The sequence below is a fragment of the Pseudomonas syringae group sp. J309-1 genome, from assembly GCF_032582135.1.
Classification (GTDB): Bacteria; Pseudomonadota; Gammaproteobacteria; order Pseudomonadales; family Pseudomonadaceae; genus Aquipseudomonas; species Aquipseudomonas quasicaspiana.
Genome location: NZ_JAWHNU010000015.1, coordinates 1 through 17942 on the forward strand (window position 1 = coordinate 1; position 17942 = coordinate 17942).

General features: G+C 52.7%; 14 protein-coding genes and 1 other RNA gene. 10 read left to right on the plus strand and 5 right to left on the minus strand.

Annotated features, from left to right (window positions below):
• Positions 1-193: hypothetical protein (locus RX972_RS10955; RefSeq protein ID WP_316874995.1), on the plus strand; the 193-nt coding region annotated here is incomplete at its 5' end.
• Positions 194-528: 335 nt separating this feature from the next.
• On the opposite strand, the gene fur is transcribed toward RX972_RS10955, so the two are convergent.
• Positions 529-936 carry a ferric iron uptake transcriptional regulator gene (fur, locus tag RX972_RS10960; RefSeq protein ID WP_002555142.1) on the minus strand — a complete coding sequence of 136 codons (408 nt, stop codon included), beginning with the start codon at positions 934-936 and terminating at the stop codon, positions 529-531.
• Positions 937-1034: 98 nt separating this feature from the next.
• On the opposite strand from fur, the gene RX972_RS10965 reads away from it, so the two are divergent.
• A complete protein-coding gene (locus RX972_RS10965) occupies positions 1035-1544 on the plus strand; it encodes an outer membrane protein assembly factor BamE (RefSeq protein WP_095098333.1) in 510 nt (169 codons plus the stop codon).
• Between the two features lie 73 nt (positions 1545-1617).
• On the opposite strand, the gene RX972_RS10970 is transcribed toward RX972_RS10965, so the two are convergent.
• Positions 1618-1929 (minus strand): RnfH family protein, encoded by a 312-nt coding sequence (locus RX972_RS10970; protein ID WP_316875011.1) that lies wholly within the window; start codon positions 1927-1929, stop codon positions 1618-1620.
• Complete coding sequence (locus RX972_RS10975) at positions 1922-2356, minus strand: type II toxin-antitoxin system RatA family toxin (protein WP_316875013.1); 435 nt, start codon at positions 2354-2356, stop codon at positions 1922-1924. The genes RX972_RS10970 and RX972_RS10975 overlap by 8 nt, the downstream gene beginning before the upstream one ends.
• A 328-nt stretch (positions 2357-2684) precedes the next feature.
• Here RX972_RS10975 and smpB point away from each other — a divergent pair, with 328 nt between their 5' ends.
• Positions 2685-3167, plus strand: coding sequence for an SsrA-binding protein SmpB (smpB, locus tag RX972_RS10980; protein WP_027901440.1), 483 nt, complete (start codon positions 2685-2687; stop codon positions 3165-3167).
• Between the two features lie 192 nt (positions 3168-3359).
• On the opposite strand, the gene RX972_RS10985 is transcribed toward smpB, so the two are convergent.
• A complete protein-coding gene (locus tag RX972_RS10985; RefSeq protein WP_027901439.1) occupies positions 3360-4127 on the minus strand; it encodes a GntR family transcriptional regulator in 768 nt (255 codons plus the stop codon).
• A 407-nt stretch (positions 4128-4534) separates the two neighbouring features.
• On the opposite strand from RX972_RS10985, the gene RX972_RS10990 reads away from it, so the two are divergent.
• The 7 genes from RX972_RS10990 to RX972_RS11025 all read left to right on the plus strand — a co-directional run bounded on the left by RX972_RS10990 (position 4535) and on the right by RX972_RS11025 (position 14515).
• On the plus strand, positions 4535-6226 hold the full coding sequence (locus RX972_RS10990) for a lactate permease LctP family transporter (protein WP_099268123.1): 1692 nt from the start codon (positions 4535-4537) through the stop codon (positions 6224-6226).
• A gap of 63 nt (positions 6227-6289) precedes the next feature.
• Entirely contained in the window at positions 6290-7435 is a 1146-nt protein-coding gene (gene lldD, locus RX972_RS10995; RefSeq protein WP_027901437.1) for an FMN-dependent L-lactate dehydrogenase LldD, read from the plus strand.
• A gap of 90 nt (positions 7436-7525) precedes the next feature.
• Positions 7526-10336 (plus strand): FAD-binding and (Fe-S)-binding domain-containing protein, encoded by a 2811-nt coding sequence (locus RX972_RS11000; protein WP_316875018.1) that lies wholly within the window; start codon positions 7526-7528, stop codon positions 10334-10336.
• 213 nt (positions 10337-10549) lie between these two features.
• On the plus strand, positions 10550-10834 hold the full coding sequence (locus tag RX972_RS11005) for a hypothetical protein (RefSeq protein ID WP_122395594.1): 285 nt from the start codon (positions 10550-10552) through the stop codon (positions 10832-10834).
• Positions 10835-10943: 109 nt separating this feature from the next.
• Positions 10944-11332: a transfer-messenger RNA gene (gene ssrA / locus RX972_RS11010) on the plus strand.
• A gap of 832 nt (positions 11333-12164) precedes the next feature.
• Positions 12165-13289, plus strand: coding sequence for a nucleoid-associated protein (locus tag RX972_RS11020; protein WP_316875022.1), 1125 nt, complete (start codon positions 12165-12167; stop codon positions 13287-13289).
• Between the two features lie 2 nt (positions 13290-13291).
• The gene (locus RX972_RS11025; protein ID WP_316875024.1) at positions 13292-14515 is read left to right on the plus strand and encodes a hypothetical protein; all 1224 of its coding nucleotides are present in this window, start codon (positions 13292-13294) and stop codon (positions 14513-14515) included.
• Between the two features lie 506 nt (positions 14516-15021).
• Here RX972_RS11025 and RX972_RS11030 read toward each other — a convergent pair.
• Entirely contained in the window at positions 15022-17136 is a 2115-nt protein-coding gene (locus RX972_RS11030) for a hypothetical protein (protein ID WP_316875027.1), read from the minus strand.
• Positions 17137-17942 lie beyond the last annotated feature (806 nt).

Genomic DNA, 17942 nt, shown 5'->3' on the forward strand with positions numbered 1-17942 from the left:
TCACACTCTGGCCTTGATCGACGATGAGCTTGCAAACATCAAGCTTGAAGGCGGCATCGAATTTTCTGTATTTCTTGGTCATGGTGACTCCTCAATGGATATAGTTTCCCCTATTGAGGTGTCCGGGGTCATTAGACCAGCTCACACATCCAAAACCGCACAAACGGGCCCCAAGGTGGAGGGATCCACCTGACCAAAGAATCCCTGGCCCATGCGAAGAAAATGGTGGTGACAGCGAAGAGCTGATGGCTATCGCTTTCCGTGTAGGAGCTGCCAAAGGCTGCGAGGCAATGGCCGCCATTCGCTCAACGACGACCTCAAACCCGTGGGAGGCTGGCCTGTAAGCATAATTCCCGTGGGAGCGAATTCATTCGCGAATGGGCCGGTACATCCGCCACATTTGCGTCGTAAGGAATGCCGTCTTCGCGAATGAATTCGCACACAGATTTAGGCCCCTAACACCTTCTCACATCCAAAAACGCACAAAGGCGACCCTAGGGTCGCCTTTGCTGTTGCGTCAAAAAAGATTTAAGCCTTTTTATTGCGCACGTACAGCACCAAATTGTGATCCACCAAATCGAAACCGTGCCGCTCGACAATCGCCTTCTGAAGCTTTTCGATTTCTTCGTCGAAGAATTCGATCACTTCTCCGGATTCCACGTTGACCATATGGTCGTGGTGGCCGCCGTCAGCCAGTTCGAACACCGCATGTCCACCGTCGAAATTGTGGCGAACCACTAATCCGGCAGCTTCGAATTGGGTCAGGACACGGTAAACCGTGGCCAGTCCGACGTCCTCGCTAGCTTCCATCAGTGCCTTGTAAACATCCTCGGCACTCATGTGGCGCTGCTCGGCGGAATCGAGCATCTGTAGTATTTTGACCCGTGGCAGGGTCACTTTAAGTCCGGCTTTTCGTAGTTCGCTATTTTCAACCATGGTCAGCTTTCTCGCAGACGCTGCTTCGCAGCTTCTCTTAATGCAGGTATGATCGGGGTTTACGTTGTCCCAGCCAAGATAGTGGAAGTCGCCCACCGATGCAAAACACCAAGCTCCTGCTAACCAGTTTCACCCTTGTGGGACTGCTCGCACTCGCCGGTTGTTCATTCCCCGGGGTTTACAAAATCGACATCCAGCAAGGCAATGTCGTCACGCAGGACATGATAGACCAGTTAAGGCCGGGAATGACCCGACGGCAAGTACGGTTTATCATGGGCAACCCTCTGCTGACCGACACTTTCCATGCCGATCGCTGGGATTACCTGTACAGCTTGCAGCCTGGTGGCGGTGAACGTCAGCAAGAGCGTGTGTCGCTGATCTTCAACGGCAACGACCAATTGGTCAGTCTGTCGGGTGACTTCATGCCGGGCGTGAGCCGCGACGAAGCCATTCTCGGCAACGACGGCAATTCCACAGCCACGCCAGAGCAGCCGAAAGAAGAACCGGCCAAGCCAGGCTCGCTGCTGGATCAGATCCAGAAGGACGTCGACAAAGTCGAGACAGTTCCTGTTCCAACTCAGGAACCACTGGACGTGTCGCCGCAGTAAGCAATTACCGCAGGCACAAAAAAGCCCGGCATGCCGGGCTTTTTGCTGTCTGTGATTCGCTGAAACAATGGGCCTAACGTTCGCTCGCCTGCCGAGCCTTGGCGGCCTTGGCAGCTCGCAAGCGCCGAACTTCTTTCGGATCAGCCAGCAGAGGACGATAGATCTCAATTCGGTCGCCCTGCTCAAGAGCACGCTCGCGGCTTACAACCTTACCGAAGATCCCCACCGGGCAATTCGCCAGATCCAGTTCGGGAAATTCGTTACGAACGCCTGAGAGCAGCAATGCCTGTTGAACAGTTGAACCTGCCGGGACCTCGACAGCCTGCAAAAGCTGTCGATCTACACCGGCGCGCATCACCTCAATCGTTATGATTGCCTTAGACATGCAACTCTTTCGCTCGCTGGCAGAACGCATCCACCAACGTATTAGCCGCCTGATTGAACAAAGGCCCAAGGGTGGCACGCACGATCGGGCCAGCGTAATCGAAGGAAAGATCGAGGCTGATCTTGCAGGCTTTCTCGCCCAGCGCCTTGAACGTCCAGACGCCATGCAACTGCTCGAAAGGCCCTTCGACCAGATCCATCACGATGGACTGACCCGGCACCAGCGTGTTTTTCGTAATAAAATGCTGGCTCAGGCCGCCTTTAGCGATCTCCAGGCTGGCACGCATGTGCTCCTCGCTCGCCTCAAGCACCTTGGAGGCAGAGCACCAGGGCAAGAATTCCGAATAGCGCTCCACATCATTGACCAGGTCATAGAGATCCTTGGCCGGATAGGGCAAAAGAGCGGAACGTTGAATATGCGTAGTCATGTCAGCGTCAATTCCAAAGCTGCGCGGCAGATACTACAAGAATGCCGAACGGCGCCACATAGCGCATCAAAAAAACGTCAAAGCAAGGAGCGCCAAGGCTCGTCACCCAACCTGCGGATACTGCAAACACACGTCACCGTGGTGAACAGCGTGATGAACAAATCGACCTGGCGAGCCAGCATCGGTTCGAATGAAATATTAGTCACCTTTGCTTCAGGGGCAGAAATACTGGGTAGAAGCAGGCGCATTGTCCGGGATTAAATCATCGTGCTCAAGCGTGCAGCTTCCCATAGCCGACTTTGAAGCGAGTCCCTATAATGCGTCGCCTATGGCTAAGCTCAAGAAACACCCTACAGGGACCATCGCGCAAAATAAAAAGGCGCGTCACGATTACTTCATCGAACACAAGTTCGAGGCCGGTCTGGTCCTGGCTGGTTGGGAAGTAAAAAGTCTGCGTGCCAACAAGGTACAGCTGGTCGACAGTTACGTGCTGCTCAAAGACGGTGAGGCCTGGCTGATGGGTAGCCACATTTCGCCGTTGACGACTGCCAGCACGCACGTCATCGCTGACCCGACACGCACCCGTAAACTGCTGCTGAACCAGCGCGAGCTTGAAAAGCTGACGTCGTCTGTACAGCAGAAAGGCTATGCCTGCGTGGCTCTTTCCCTTTACTGGAAGCAGCACTTGATCAAGTGCGAAATTGCTCTGGGCAAGGGTAAAAAGGAATACGACAAGCGCCATACCGAGCGTGAACGTGATTCCGACCGCGAGCTGCAACGTGCCGTGCGGACCAAGGGTAAGGATGATTAGGCTTAAAGCCTGATCCCCTCCTTCCCTGCTGGCCTGACACTACGCTGTCGCAATGCAAACATTGAACCGGTAGGAGTGAACTTGTTCGCGAGACGCCAAGGCTGTGTACACAGAAATGGCCCCTCGCCAACAAGTTAGCTCCTACAGGTTTAATGTCTGCCGTGAGACACCGTGGAGTCATAACCCCCGACATCACATCCCGTTACGCCGCTCAGCCCGAGCCGTGCGCTGCGCCTGCTGCCGCACTTCTTCCAGGACTTCCTGCACGTACAGCAAATGACGACTGGAAATATCGCGGGCATCGTCCGCGCGGCCTTCGATAATCGCTGTGTATAACTCCCGGTGCTGACTGATCAGCATGTCGCGGGTTTCGCTGCGCTGTTTGTACATTCCGCCAATATTAGTCACCACGTTGCGCTTGAGCAGATCGAATAGCCCGCGGATGGTGTGCAGCAAAATGGCGTTATGACTGGCTTCAGCAATGGCCATGTGAAAGCTGGCATCCGCTGCGCCCTCCTCCGCTCGACTGACCTCCCCCTCGCGCCCATAACAATCCTGCAACGTGTCGAACGCTAACCGCAAACGCTCGCGATCCACATCCGTCGCACGCATGGCCGCGTAATAAGCGCAGGACGCTTCAAGCGTGTGACGAAACTCCAGCAAGTCGCGCTGCGCATCCGGGCTGCTTTCCAGCAGATGCAGCAGCGGATCACTAAAGGTCGAACCAATGTTTTCCACCACATAATTGCCGCCGCCCTGACGGCTCATCAACAAGCCCTTGGCGGTCAGTTTCTGGATCGCTTCGCGCAGGGAGGGCCGGGAAACACCAAATTGCTCGGCAAGCAAACGCTCGGCAGGCAGACGACCGCCGGATTTCAACGTGCCCTCAAGAATCATTCGTTCAAGCTGCTCGACAATATCGTCGGACAAACGGCGCTGACGCACCTGATCAAAGCCCATCACTTTCACTCCACTCCCCGATCGTATTGTCGGGCCCGCGTATTCTGGCTCATTGCCGCGCTTCAAGCACCCGCCAGATACCGGCTGAAAAGCCGGATCAGCAGCGCATTTCACAGGGTCTCCTACGAAAGTCGCACCACTGCAAATTGACACATCAATAGCAACGCTTCTACGCTAGCGAGCAGACATTGTAAATTGGTATTACCAATTATCCAATGCCAGCGTCAGCAGCTACTCTCTACTGCGCTGCAAGAACCTTTCGGGATGACGAAAGGCTTGAACTGGTGAGCTGTGCGATTCGTTCGTCAGCATCGGCAAGACGTCCGCCACCTTGGGCGTAAGACCGAAGCCTCGCACGTAAGACACGGAATACCGGGCCTATCCAAAAACAATTAGGGGCCTCCCATATGCAAACCTGGCAACAGCTCTACACACCCTTGGGCAGTCTTGGCCTTTCGGCCGCCGCTGCACTCATACCCATCGTGTTTTTCTTTCTGGCATTGGCCGTCTTCAGGCTCAAAGGGCACATCGCTGGCAGCATTACGCTGGCGTTATCGGTTCTGGTCGCGATCTTTGCGTTCCAGATGCCGGCCGGCATGGCGCTCGCGGCCGCTGGATATGGGTTTGCGTACGGGCTGTGGCCCATCGCATGGATCATCGTAGCTGCGGTATTCCTCTACAAACTGACCGTCAAAAGCGGACAGTTCGAGATCATCCGCAGCTCGGTCATGTCCATTACCGATGACCAGCGCCTGCAAGTGCTGTTGATCGCGTTTTGTTTTGGGGCTTTTCTGGAAGGTGCGGCAGGCTTCGGCGCACCGGTAGCAATCACCGCCGCCTTGCTGGTCGGCCTCGGTCTGAACCCGCTTTACGCGGCAGGCTTGTGTCTGATCGCCAACACCGCGCCGGTCGCGTTCGGAGCCTTGGGGATTCCGGTAATCGTGGCGGGTCAGGTTTCAGGCCTCGACCCGTTCAAGATTGGCGCCATGGCGGGTCGGCAATTACCGTTCCTGTCGGTGTTCGTGCCGTTCTGGCTGATGTTCATGATGGACGGCGTCAAAGGCGTCAAAGAAACCTGGCCCGCCGCACTGGTCGCAGGCCTGAGCTTCGGGATTACCCAATACCTGACCTCCAACTACATTGGCCCGGAACTGCCGGACATCACCTCGGCACTGGTGAGCATGGTCGCACTGACCTTTTTCCTCAAAGTCTGGCAGCCCAAAAAAGCGGGTGAGACCGTCGTCAGCAGTTCGGGCGGCGCAGCGGTCATGGGCAACCCTGGCAGTTTCAATCAACCGCGCTCCTCGGTTAAATCGCCCTACACCATGGGCCAAATCTTCAAGGCATGGTCGCCGTTTCTGATCCTCACCGTAATGGTCACCATCTGGACGCTGAAGCCCTTCAAGGCGATGTTTCTGGCCGGTGGCGCCATGCAGGCGTGGACGATGAACATCCCTATTCCGTACCTCGACCAACTGGTGATGAAAACCGCGCCTATCGTCGCGACCGCGACAGCCATGCCTGCCGTGTACAAGTTCGACCTGATCGCAGCGTCGGGTACGGCGATTCTGTTCTCCGCTATCCTCGCAATGATCGTATTGCGGATCACACCGAGCACCGGTCTGACTACCTTCAAAGAAACCCTGAAAGAACTGCGCTGGGCCATCGTGTCCATCGGCATGGTGTTGGCCTTCGCCTTCGTCATGAACTACTCGGGCATGTCCTCGACCCTGGCGTTGGTACTGGCGGGCACCGGCGCAGCCTTCCCGTTCTTCTCGCCATTCCTGGGTTGGCTGGGCGTGTTCCTGACGGGTTCGGATACGTCGTCCAACGCACTGTTCGGCTCACTGCAAGCAACCACCGCGCATCAAGTGGGCGTCAGTGATGTGCTGATGGTCGCGGCCAACTCCACGGGCGGCGTGACGGGCAAGATGATTTCCCCGCAATCCATCGCCGTTGCCTGCGCAGCGACCGGGCTGGTGGGCAAGGAATCCGACCTGTTCCGTTTCACCCTCAAGCACAGCATTTTCTTCGCCACCATCATCGGCTGCATGACCTACGCCCAGGCGTACTGGTTCACCGGCATGCTGGTGCACTGATGAAACAAGCGCCGGGCGCACTCAGCGCGCCCGGCTGCCCACTTACTCAAGTTGTGAGAGCCCATGATTATTTCCGCCTCCACTGACTATCGCGCAGCCGCGCAACGCAAGCTGCCGCCGTTCCTGTTTCACTACGCTGACGGCGGCGCTTACGCCGAGCACACCTTGCGCCACAACGTCTCGGACCTTGCCAGCATTGCCTTGCGCCAGCGCGTCCTGAAAAACATGTCCGAACTGAATCTGGAAACCTCGCTGTTTGGCGAAACCATGAGCATGCCCATGGCCTTGGCGCCCATCGGGTTGTGCGGCATGTACGCCCGCCGAGGCGAAGTACAGGCAGCGCGCGCGGCCGCCAGCAAAGGTATCCCGTTCACCTTGTCCACCGTGTCGGTCTGCCCGATTGAAGAAGTCGCTCCCGCCATCGACCGCCCCATCTGGTTTCAGCTCTACGTGCTCAAGGACCGCGGCTTCATGCGCAACGCCCTGGAGCGCGCCAAAGCCGCCGGGGTCAAAACGCTGGTGTTCACCGTGGACATGCCGGTCCCGGGCGCGCGCTACCGTGACGCCCATCACGGCATGAGCGGCGCCAACGGCCCGATGCGCCGGGTGCTGCAAGCCATGACCCATCCTCAATGGGCGTGGGATGTCGGTGTCAACGGCCGCCCCCACGACCTGGGCAACATCTCGACCTACCGAGGTAACCCGACCGGCCTTGCCGACTATATTGGCTGGCTGGGCAACAACTTCGATCCGTCCATTTCCTGGAAGGATCTGGAGTGGATCCGCGACACCTGGGACGGCCCGATGCTGATCAAGGGCATTCTTGACCCGGAAGACGCCCGCGACGCCGTGAAATTCGGCGCTGACGGCATCATCGTGTCCAACCACGGCGGCCGCCAGCTCGACGGCGTGCTGTCCAGCGCTCGCGCCCTGCCCGCCATCGCCGACGCGGTGAAAGGCGATCTGAAGATCCTCGCTGATTCCGGCATCCGTAGCGGGCTGGACGTGGTGCGCATGATCGCCCTCGGTGCCGACGCCGTGCTCATCGGCCGCGCGTTCATCTACGCCCTGGCCACCCACGGCGAAGCTGGCGTGAAGAACTTGCTCGACCTGTTCGAAAAAGAGATGCGCGTAGCCATGGTGCTGACCGGAGCCAAATCCATCAGCGAGATTTCCCGGGATTCACTTGTCCGTGAATTGGGCGTCTGAGCTCATGCATCAAAACGTACGCGGCACGCCAGATGCCGCGACGTCGCTAATCCTTAAAACCTGAGCCCCTGACTGCCTGAGGAAGACCGCATGAGCCTCCCTGCCTCCTTCCTGACCGAAGCCGACCGTTTGATCCCTGCCAATCGCCGCTTCGACGATGCGCTTTCAACATTGGCATTCGGCACCGACGCGAGCTTTTACCGGCTGATTCCCAAGCTGGTGATCCGCGTTGAATCAGAAGACGAAGTGATCGCCTTGCTCAAACTGGCCCAGCGCGAAAAAGTCCCGGTGACCTTTCGCGCCGCTGGCACCAGTCTCTCCGGCCAGGCCATCAGCGACTCGGTGCTATTGGTATTGGGCGACAACTGGAACGGCCGCGAAGTGCGCGAGCACGGCACGCAAATCCGCCTGCAACCGGGCGTTATCGGTGCACAAGCCAACGCCTGGCTCGCGCCCTATGGCCGCAAGATCGGCCCGGACCCGGCCTCAATCAACGCCTGCAAAATCGGCGGCATCGTCGCCAACAACGCCAGCGGCATGTGCTGCGGCACGGCGCAAAATACTTACCACACCCTCGCAGGGATCCGCGTGGTAATGGCCGACGGCACACTGATCGACACAGAAGACCCGAACAGCGTTGCGGCCTTTCGTGTCAGCCATGCCGACTTGCTGGAAGAACTGGCCAGACTGGGCCGTGAGACCCGCGCCAACACCGAACTGGCCGCAAAGATTCGCCACAAATACCGCCTGAAAAATACCACCGGCCTGTCACTCAACGCCCTGGTGGATTTCGATGAGCCGCTGGATATCCTCAGCCACCTATTGGTCGGATCCGAGGGCACGCTGGGTTTTATCAGTGCGGTGACCTACGACACCGTCATCGACCATCCCAATAAAGCCTCTGCACTGATCGTCTTCCCGGACGTAGAAAGCTGCTGCAACGCCGTCACCATCCTGAAAAGCCAACCCGTGGCCGCTGTCGAATTGCTCGACCGACGCAGCATGCGCTCGGTGCAGGACAAACCCGGCATGCCCGCTTTCGTACGTGAACTGTCGGCAAATGCCTGCGCGTTGCTGATCGAAGCCCGCGCCGCCTCGCGCCCCTTACTGCATGAACAACTGGCGCAGATCATGGCTTCGCTGGCGTCTTTTCCGGTGGAGAAACAAGTCGACTTCACCGAAGACCCGCTGGAAAACGCTCGTCTGTGGGCCATTCGCAAAGACACCTTCCCCGCTGTCGGCGCAGTCCGCCAGACCGGCACCACGGTCATCATCGAAGACGTGACCTTCCCCGTCGAACAACTGGCTATCGGCGTGCGGCGCCTCATCGCGCTGTTCGACAAACACCACTACGACGAAGCCATCCTGTTCGGCCATGCGCTGGAAGGTAATCTGCACTTCGTCTTCACCCAGGGCTTCAACAACCCTGAAGAGGTCGCCCGCTATCAGGCGTTCATGGAAGACGTCGCGCAACTGGTGGCCGTCGAATTCGGCGGCTCGCTCAAAGCCGAACACGGCACCGGGCGCAACATGGCGCCCTTCGTCGAACTGGAATGGGGCCACGACGCCTATCAACTGATGTGGCAACTCAAACGGCTGCTCGACCCCTCCGGCATTCTCAACCCTGACGTAGTGTTGAGTACCGATCCGCAGATCCACCTCAAGCACCTGAAACCACTGCCCGCCGCCGATGAAATCATCGATAAATGCATTGAGTGTGGTTTCTGCGAACCGGTCTGCCCTTCCAAAGGCCTGACCCTTAGCCCACGGCAACGCATCGTCATCTGGCGCGACATTCAGGCGCGGAAACGTGCGGGCATCAACACCGTTGAGCTGGAAAAGGCCTACCACTATCAAGGCATCGAAACCTGCGCCGCCACCGGCCTGTGCGCGCAACGCTGCCCCGTCGGCATCAATACCGGCGAGTTGATCAAAAAGCTGCGCAGCCAGGAAGCCAGTCACACACAAGCCGCAGGCTGGATGGCCAACCACTTCAAAACCATGCTGCAAGGTGCGCGCTTCACCCTGCACGCCGCCAATGGCGCGCGCATGCTGCTGGGCGCGCCACGCCTGGCAAAAATATCCGCCGCGCTGAGCAAAGCCTCCGCCGGGCGCGTGCCCCAGTGGTCCCCAGCCATGCCGCAGCCTGAACAAGCGATTCGCTTCAGCCCGCCCGTCGAGGACCAACGCCCACGCGTGGTCTATCTCGCCGCCTGCGTGTCGCGGGTCATGGGCCCTGCTGCCGGGGACAGAGAGCAAATGTCACTGATGGATAAAACCCGTGGCCTGCTGGAAAAAGCTGGCTACCAGGTTGTGTTCCCCGACGATCAAGACAACCTTTGCTGCGGTCAGCCTTTTGCGTCAAAAGGTTACAAAGAACAGGCCGACGACAAGCGCCAACATCTGCTCGCTGCACTGAGCAAAGCCAGTCGCGGCGGACTCGATCCAATCTATTGCGACACCAGCCCGTGCACCTTGCGCCTGATGGAGAACCTCAAAGACACACGCCTGGATCTATACGATCCCGTACGTTTCATCCGCACCCACCTGCTCGACAAACTGACCTTCACACCCCAGCAAGAACCCATCGCCGTACACGTCACCTGCAGCACCCAGCATCTGGGCGAAAGCCAGGCACTGATTGAGCTGGCGCGCCTGTGCAGCATGAACGTGGTCATCCCGGAAGGCATTCATTGCTGCGGCTTTGCGGGGGATAAAGGCTTCACCACCCCAGAGCTGAACGCCCACTCACTGCGCACCCTTAAAGACGCCGTCCAGCACTGCAACGAAGGTATCTCCACCAGCCGCACCTGCGAGATTGGCCTGTCGCAACACGGCGGGATCGACTACCACGGGCTGGTCTATCTGGTAGATCGCGTCACACAGGCGAAAATCGGCTGATCACGACACAGCAGCGGCAATCGCCCCATTTTGGTGCCTATATCACGAAATATGGCTTTTTCACATGAGGCTGAAAAATAAATAGAACCCCTGCGTTTGTGCACAGTCAGTCTTAGTAAGCCCGCCAATCTGAGCAGGGCTTACTCAAAGACCTCGGCGACGGGCCTCATCGACCGGCCATACCGAGTCCACAGGCTAAAAAGGAGATACACAATGAAGCGCACAGCACTCACTGGATTGTTCCTCACCGCTGCCCTGTTGGGTTCCCCGGCGTTCGCCGCCGACGACCTTTGTGGTGCCAACCTGCAGACGCTGAAGGATGCCCATACTTCTGCCAATGCCAACATGTCGGCCGACACCAAAGCTGAAATCGAGAAAACCCAAGAAGATGCGACAAAGGCTCAAAAAGCTGGCGACGAAAAAACCTGCGTTGAACTGACCACCAAGACCATCACCAAGCTGAAAAACACTGGTTCGGCCAGCGAAGGCGCCAAGTAATCTGCATTTCGGCCAGCCCCGTGGCTGGTCGAAAACGGATGCGTCAGAAGGTCGACGCGAGGAGCTCATTGGAGTACACTCCGCGACCTGACTGCGAAAGCAGTCACCTGGGGCCGATTAGGATTCGACGCCGGTGATGAAACTTTAGGTGCATGCCGACTTGGTAACAGAAGTCGTAAATCCACTGTTGCAACTTTCTATAGTTGCCAATGACGATAACTACGGTGCTCAACTAGCTGCGTAAGCAGCCTAGCCCGCACTTCTGGTAGCTTCGGCTCCAGCAATCATTAGGGGATGTCTGTAAACCCAAAGTGATTGTCATATAGAACAGAATCGCCGTGCAGTACGCTGTGGACGAATCGGCTAAAACTTACACAGCTCGCCCAAAGCACCCTGCCCGTCGGGTCGCTGAGGGTTAACTTAATAGACACGGCTAAGCATGTAGGACCGACAGCGGAGTACTGGCGGACGGGGGTTCAAATCCCCCCGGCTCCACCAAATTCAGCAGTACAAAAAAGCACCTCGCGGCGACGCAGGTGCTTTTTTTGTGCCTCACGGGGCACGGGGCTGTTTTGGCTCCGTAATGACATCTATGAGGAAGGTTTTGAGGAGGCTCCCTGAGCAATCACTATTGCATATACATCCAGAGAGACAAGACCTTGATACATTTGAAAGATCGTTGCTCACCAGCATTTCTTCTAGAGAAAAGTCGGGACCAAAATCTTCAGGGGGAGGACCTATGTCGATCAATCATCCTAATCAGCAGCTCCCCGCGATTTTATAGCTCCGCTGTCAGACACTGAAGTGATTTGCTGTGGAGCTAATGCGTATCGCCGAGCGTTTGAGCCTGGCCGGTAACGAGCCTGATGCATTAGCGCCGCCCAAGATGTGCCAGATGTCACAGGCCGCAGAGGACAAGCTCGCTATGTCTGCTGATGAAGTGTGCAGCGGGATCGTTGTCCGCTCTAGCTCCAACTGAGACAATCCGCGTAACAATGAACCCGCCGATCCTGTCAGGATCGGCACTCAAGCAACATACAAAAAGATATTCATGGCTTACTCCTTGAGATTCGAACTCAAATTACTGGCCGGAGGCTCGGAAACCCTAGGCTCTAGGATGGCAGAGGAAGCGCCAGCCTTCCGGCCTTAAGATTCGTTAGAGATGGCCGACAACCTACTCACCCAGCTCGCGAAACTGCTTAGCGCAATAGAATGTCAACGAGCTACAGCATAAGGGCGTTCAGCCTCCCCCGGGAAAGATGGATGCTCAGACGCATTTTTGCCGAACTATCTTATCAATCAAGCGCTTGGCCTCTACAAGGATTTTTTAATGGCATTTAATCTCATTCACGTTGTGATTCACTCTTTCGAGAAGGAAAAGGGCGCCATAGGTATTGACACATCAAGAAATGTAATAAAACCATTGTTTGACCCTAAAATTGGAACATTAACTTCCCTCGCGGAAGGCATTAACGGTCTACTCGGAAAGAAAGGTAATAACGTTGTCTGGGGCCAATTTAGTTCAGATAATAGAGAGGGTCTTTTTCCTGAGGGTACCCAGCAGTTCGTTGAAGATATCACATCTAAAAATTTCGAAATATTGACTCATATTGCACTTAAAGAGTTAGTACAACAGGCCTCGGTTGAAAGTTTTGCCACTGGCGGCCACACTCTTTTTGCATACTATATGAGCGACGCAATACCATTTATTCTCGTTGCAAACATTAAGCAGCGCGACGGCCTCAGCCTTGGCCCTGACTACATACCAATTAACAGTGTTGACATCGATATGAGCAAGGTACACCAAGCTTGCCGCATAAATCTCGCACGTTACTCTGAATCCGTTCTTGTTGCTGACGATGATAACGAAGACGTTGAAGTGGACAAGACCTATCTTTGCTTCATAAGTAAAGGGCGGGACAGCGAGGCCTCTGCATATTTTATCAAGGCACTAGGTTGCACCCCCGGAGTTGCCTCAACACGCGCGACAGCTAACGCTATCGATCACATTGAAGATTTCTTCAGAGGTCACAAAGATCTAGCTCCATTTAGCAACCAGGCAAAAGACAATGTAATAGTCTATATGTCAAAAAAACATACAGATAGCGAGAAAGCGACCTTATCAGGTCTGCAATCAGCAGCTTGCTCAGCTATACCAGCAGAGCTCGCGGATTTAGTTGATTTACTGGAGGGCTTGTCCGAAAGCCTCAACTCTGAGGGCGCAATGGTGCCCGAGGAGTTTACTGTAAACAAAAGTGTCTTAGATCGAAAAACTAAGATTCGAGGCAAATCGAATCGGTGGTCGGCACAATTCGACAAAAGCGCTTTAGGAACAAGCATCGATAGCGTCATCTGCTACAATGAGTCCGAAGAAAAACTTACATTTTCTGATATTCCAAGCGACATGAAAAAGTTGATACAAGCTGAAATAAAAAGCCGAAATGGAAATAGATAAACATGTTCAATAGCGTTGTTGAACTTTATAGGTTTGCTGGCTGCCCTCCTCTTTCAGAGGACGGCGCTTTCAGCTTTTCCGGACCGGCCGACGACACTACTAAAGCATTAACATTAGCCGTAAAAGACATTCCCTCCCATGAAGGGGAGATGACCTACTATCGAGAAACTTCAGGAACAGTGAGATTTGAATTTACTCCAAACTCTTCCGGGGAGAATTCATTTTTTCCAACCTTCCAAGCCATGGTTCAAAAAACAAGCTCCCTAGGCCGTGGCGAGCCATTAAATAGTTTTTACGTAGTGGCTGATAATTGGGCGTCATACGAAAAATTAAAACATCCCCAAAATGACAAAATCATAAAAGCTTGCAAACTAATAAAAGACCTTTCAAAAGTAGCTGTATCAGAGCACTTGCAAACGGCCTTTTTCAGCCTTGTTTTCTCTACCCCAAGCGGAAATAACAAGCCACCAAAAACGCTGGTAATACAAACAAAGCTCTCAGAGAAAATATTAGAGATTGAAATAAACAAGACATCACTGATCAGCGGTTTGGCTAGTGAAGAAAACAAAGTAAGGATACATTTGGAGGAGCGACGTGCAATTTTAAATGGTGCTATATGTGAAGCACTAGATACGGTACCACTAGACCACCCAAACAAATTCATAGCGCTCCTGGAGTCTTGGGATAAGGTTCTAGAGATTTACTGGCAGAATTTTCAGATATACATACATTCGTTCTCCTTTGAAAAGGTAAGAAAAGAGTTTGCACAAGCAGAGTTAGACTACGGCGCGAAGCTCAGCGCTGCGTTTAGCGATATCGCAGGTAAAATGCTAGCACTGCCTATATCCCTAATTGCAATCATTACTTTAAGCAAGGCTCAAAGCCCAATTGAAATATTTGTAACCACCACAGGCCTAACAATCACCTCAATCGTATTAATTGGACTACTAATCAATCAACTACTTAACATACAACGACTGGACAGTAGCCTAGCTATATCTTTTGAAAACCTAACAAAATCAATTAAAACCTATCCGAAAAACCTACAGCTTCTAATAAATAAAACAAAGAAAAATATAGAAAAACAGAAACTCGTCGTCTCATGGACTATTAGAATCTTCATTCTGCTTTCACTATCACCCATGCTTGGTGCGGCCCTATTTCTATTGCACGAATATGCGCAATGGATACACAACTGGCTTTTAATTAATTTTCATGCAGTGTGACCTAAGATAAGTCGCAGTAATTCACATACCAAAGTCTGATTTAGCTATATGGACAGAGGAGCGAGGATTTAGCAGCCGCTTTGAGAATCGGTGAGCTCTATAGTCTAATGCATGGTGCAGCACGGCCCAGCGCTAGTTTTTTCTTATCTGCCTTACCCATTCGCTTTATTGATACTCCATCTTCATCCATCTTGAAGTTGGTGGTGTTTATGATCACCCACGATGAACGTGATATATCACGCTTTAGAGTACGAAATTCGGGGTTTCCAAAGGTGCTGGCTCCGGAAAGGAACTTGGAGCACAGCATCGGTATCAGATGGTGACTTAATGTAGAGTTTATGGGCACTTACAATGAAATTTTCAAGCAAATCGGATGCTTTTGAATCATCTCCGCATCCCCACGTATTTAATCAGTGCCTGCTCGCTCTGCTAATTGCATGCAGATCATCCAAAATCTATGATCTAAGCCGCCTGGTTTTGACGCTAGATTCTTTTGGCAAGCGCCTCTAGCTCTTCACCGTATTTCGCAAATCAACGGCGATTGAGTAAATCGTCTTATTGGCAGACGTCTGAATGGCAACGATATTTTTTCCATAATCTCGAGTACGACCGTCGAAAACAACAAGGAAGCCAATTTTTGTGGGCAACTGATCTAGATAGTGAACTATTTGGTCCGTGCCTGACAGTGCATAATTTTCACTGTATGAGCCTCCACCGCACATTTTCAGTTCAATTACGACTTTTAACCCGCCAGACAGCCCAATGTATAGATCAACAAAACCTGCTCCGGCTCTAGATTCTTGGATAATATCAATATTGTCGTTTCCAAATTTGCCTGACAGGAACGTTATCAAAAGCTGTTTCGAGAGCTCCTCCGGTCTACTTGTCCACTTATAGGCGCCGCTTGTCTTGTCTTTCACCCAGAAATGCATCCGAGATTTTGAGCTTGTAGAATAGGCGAACTCTTCTAAGGCTACGCGAAGCTCTTCGAGTGAAATATATTTAGGGGATGAGGCACTGATTATATGATGCATTTCCTCGACTTCTTTGTTGGACATCCTTTCGAGACATTCAACAATAGCTGACTTTACAAGCTCTTCGTCCGACTCTGACTTTCGAAAATACCTATAAGCCATTAAATATTTTTTCTGCGCAAATAGCGCTTTGGCTAGCGCCAGGCAAACACCAGGAAGTTCGCCGGTCAACTCTACGCGCCTGGTTAAAAATAATTCGGCATCTGACCATAGCTTATGCTCAAGCATTAGTGCGGTACAGGCTTGCACTGATATGAGGAAGTATGAGTGTTCGTCAATGGATTTTTTAAAATGAGCAATCGCCTCATGAATCATGTCATTTCGACGGTAAAGCTCGCCCATACTAAAATATATTAAGCTAAGTAATTTCTGATCTTTCACTGAGATCGCGAGCTGTTTCGCGCAATCTAACAACTCAAAGCATTTCTGGAGGCCATCATCGATATTGAGCGCTGTATAGATGTAGGCAGCTGCTTGGGCAACTGGGTCGTTCAGACCAGTTATTGACCCTATGACTTCGTCACTAAGCGGTGCTTTCTGCTTAACATTTTCTAAAATTTTAGAACGTATATGAAACTCTTCATCCACGATAACTTCCTTTAGCTTCTGGATCTCCTTTTTGAGATCCGATGCTTCATCGTGCTTATTGATTTTGCGCCTTATAGAGACCAGTAAACACAGTGATCCGTGTAATTGAGTTTCTACTCCGCTTAATCCTCGCCGGAGTTCGCATGTTTTTTCTGCTACCGGCAAAGCTTCGGGAGCTCTCTCTAGCTCAAATAGATATCGTGCCTTTTTTTCTAACAAATGCGCATGCAGTTCGCGATCAATCAGGCGTTCTGTTCCAAATAAAATTATTGCCTGATCAATAAAGTCGAGTGCTTTCGCCGCAGACTTACTGGAGTAAATATCGGAAATCTTTATCAGGTTTCCCGCCGCCTCGCCTCTCTTTCCCGCCTCTAGATGCTTGTCTGCAGCCCGCTGCGCATATAGAATTATATCGGTTTCTTCCTCGGATATATTTGAAAGCCCTTGATTTGCGAAGGCGATTAAGTTTGCATTCTCGCAGGAGGAAATCAGTTTTCGATATAGGAACGTGGCTGTACTAAATTTGCCTAGCTTGGCATGGCAGTTAGCTTGTTCCAGTTGCAAAGCCTGCCTAAAATCATCGTCTGACGAGGCCTTTTTTTGTGCCAGTAGATTGTCAATGTATGGCAATGCAATCTCTGGAAGGTCAAGTTTTTCAGAGGAAACTATCACACACAAAATGTGTTGCTGACGTCCATCGTCGTCCAGTTTTTCAATATCTATTTTGTTAAGAATTTCTATTAGATTTAGCGATGTCTCTCGAGGGATAGCATGAAGCATACTTGAGAATAGTGCCAAAGCTTCTTTGTATTTTCCCGCAACCACTAGATCATCGTATTTAGACACCCATTGCGTCGAAAAATCTTTTAGGAAGTTACTCATCAGTAACTCGATCTTTTGTCGAGTGTCAGCGGGCGCGTTATCGGCACCATTAGCACCCAGCACCAGTCCCTTATCAAAGTCAAGTTCGAAAGAGAGATGGAATTTTTTTTCTGTCATGATTTTCCAACTTTAGTATTGATAATATAGCGGGCGAATCCTACCGATCAGGAAGGTTGGCTTACCACATTGCGTCAGCCTCGCTAAAGAGGACGCCTTGAATATCGCCATTGATGAACACCATCCAAGTCCTCTTGTAGCCTATACCCTGCCACTCTTACGGAATCCCATCCTAAATCCTCTCAGTGATGACTACTAACATTTCCGCGCCCTCATCGGTTGCTCTAGGGAGGCCTCCAATCAGTATCGAACCTTGCACCTCCGTAGCAGTGAATTTCTTAAGGTACAGAAAACTTGACCCAAAGGCCGGATTTTCTATGAACGATAAGATTGTTGGACGTTTGCTGTTACGAAATAACAAGTAGGTCAGTCCAATCGGAGAAATAAAGATTGCAACCCCCCAGCATATCCCGATCAAGAAACACTTCGCGGCCGTAAATTTAATTGCGTCACAGTAAAATTGGTTATTACCGACTATGTAGCCGACCACGCTTTCGTAAACGAAGCGCGAATACGGATACAGAGCGGTACTGATCAAAGCGAAGGCGACAAAACCATAATTTGCCTTGTGGTCACCGCTGAACATCATCGCGAACAGTAAAGCGCATATGATGCTTCCAAACAGGAAGTGCCTTAGGTACACCGGGCCGCTCAGCCCACCAACGGTTTTTGCAAATAAAGACCGCATAAGACTCCCTTCTATGACATTACAAACGCCATCATATCCATATCTGCGGGAAGTCAGAACATTTCGGCTAAAATGCCCTCGACACAGGCGCTGGGTTTGACTGTCGCGCTTGGAAAGC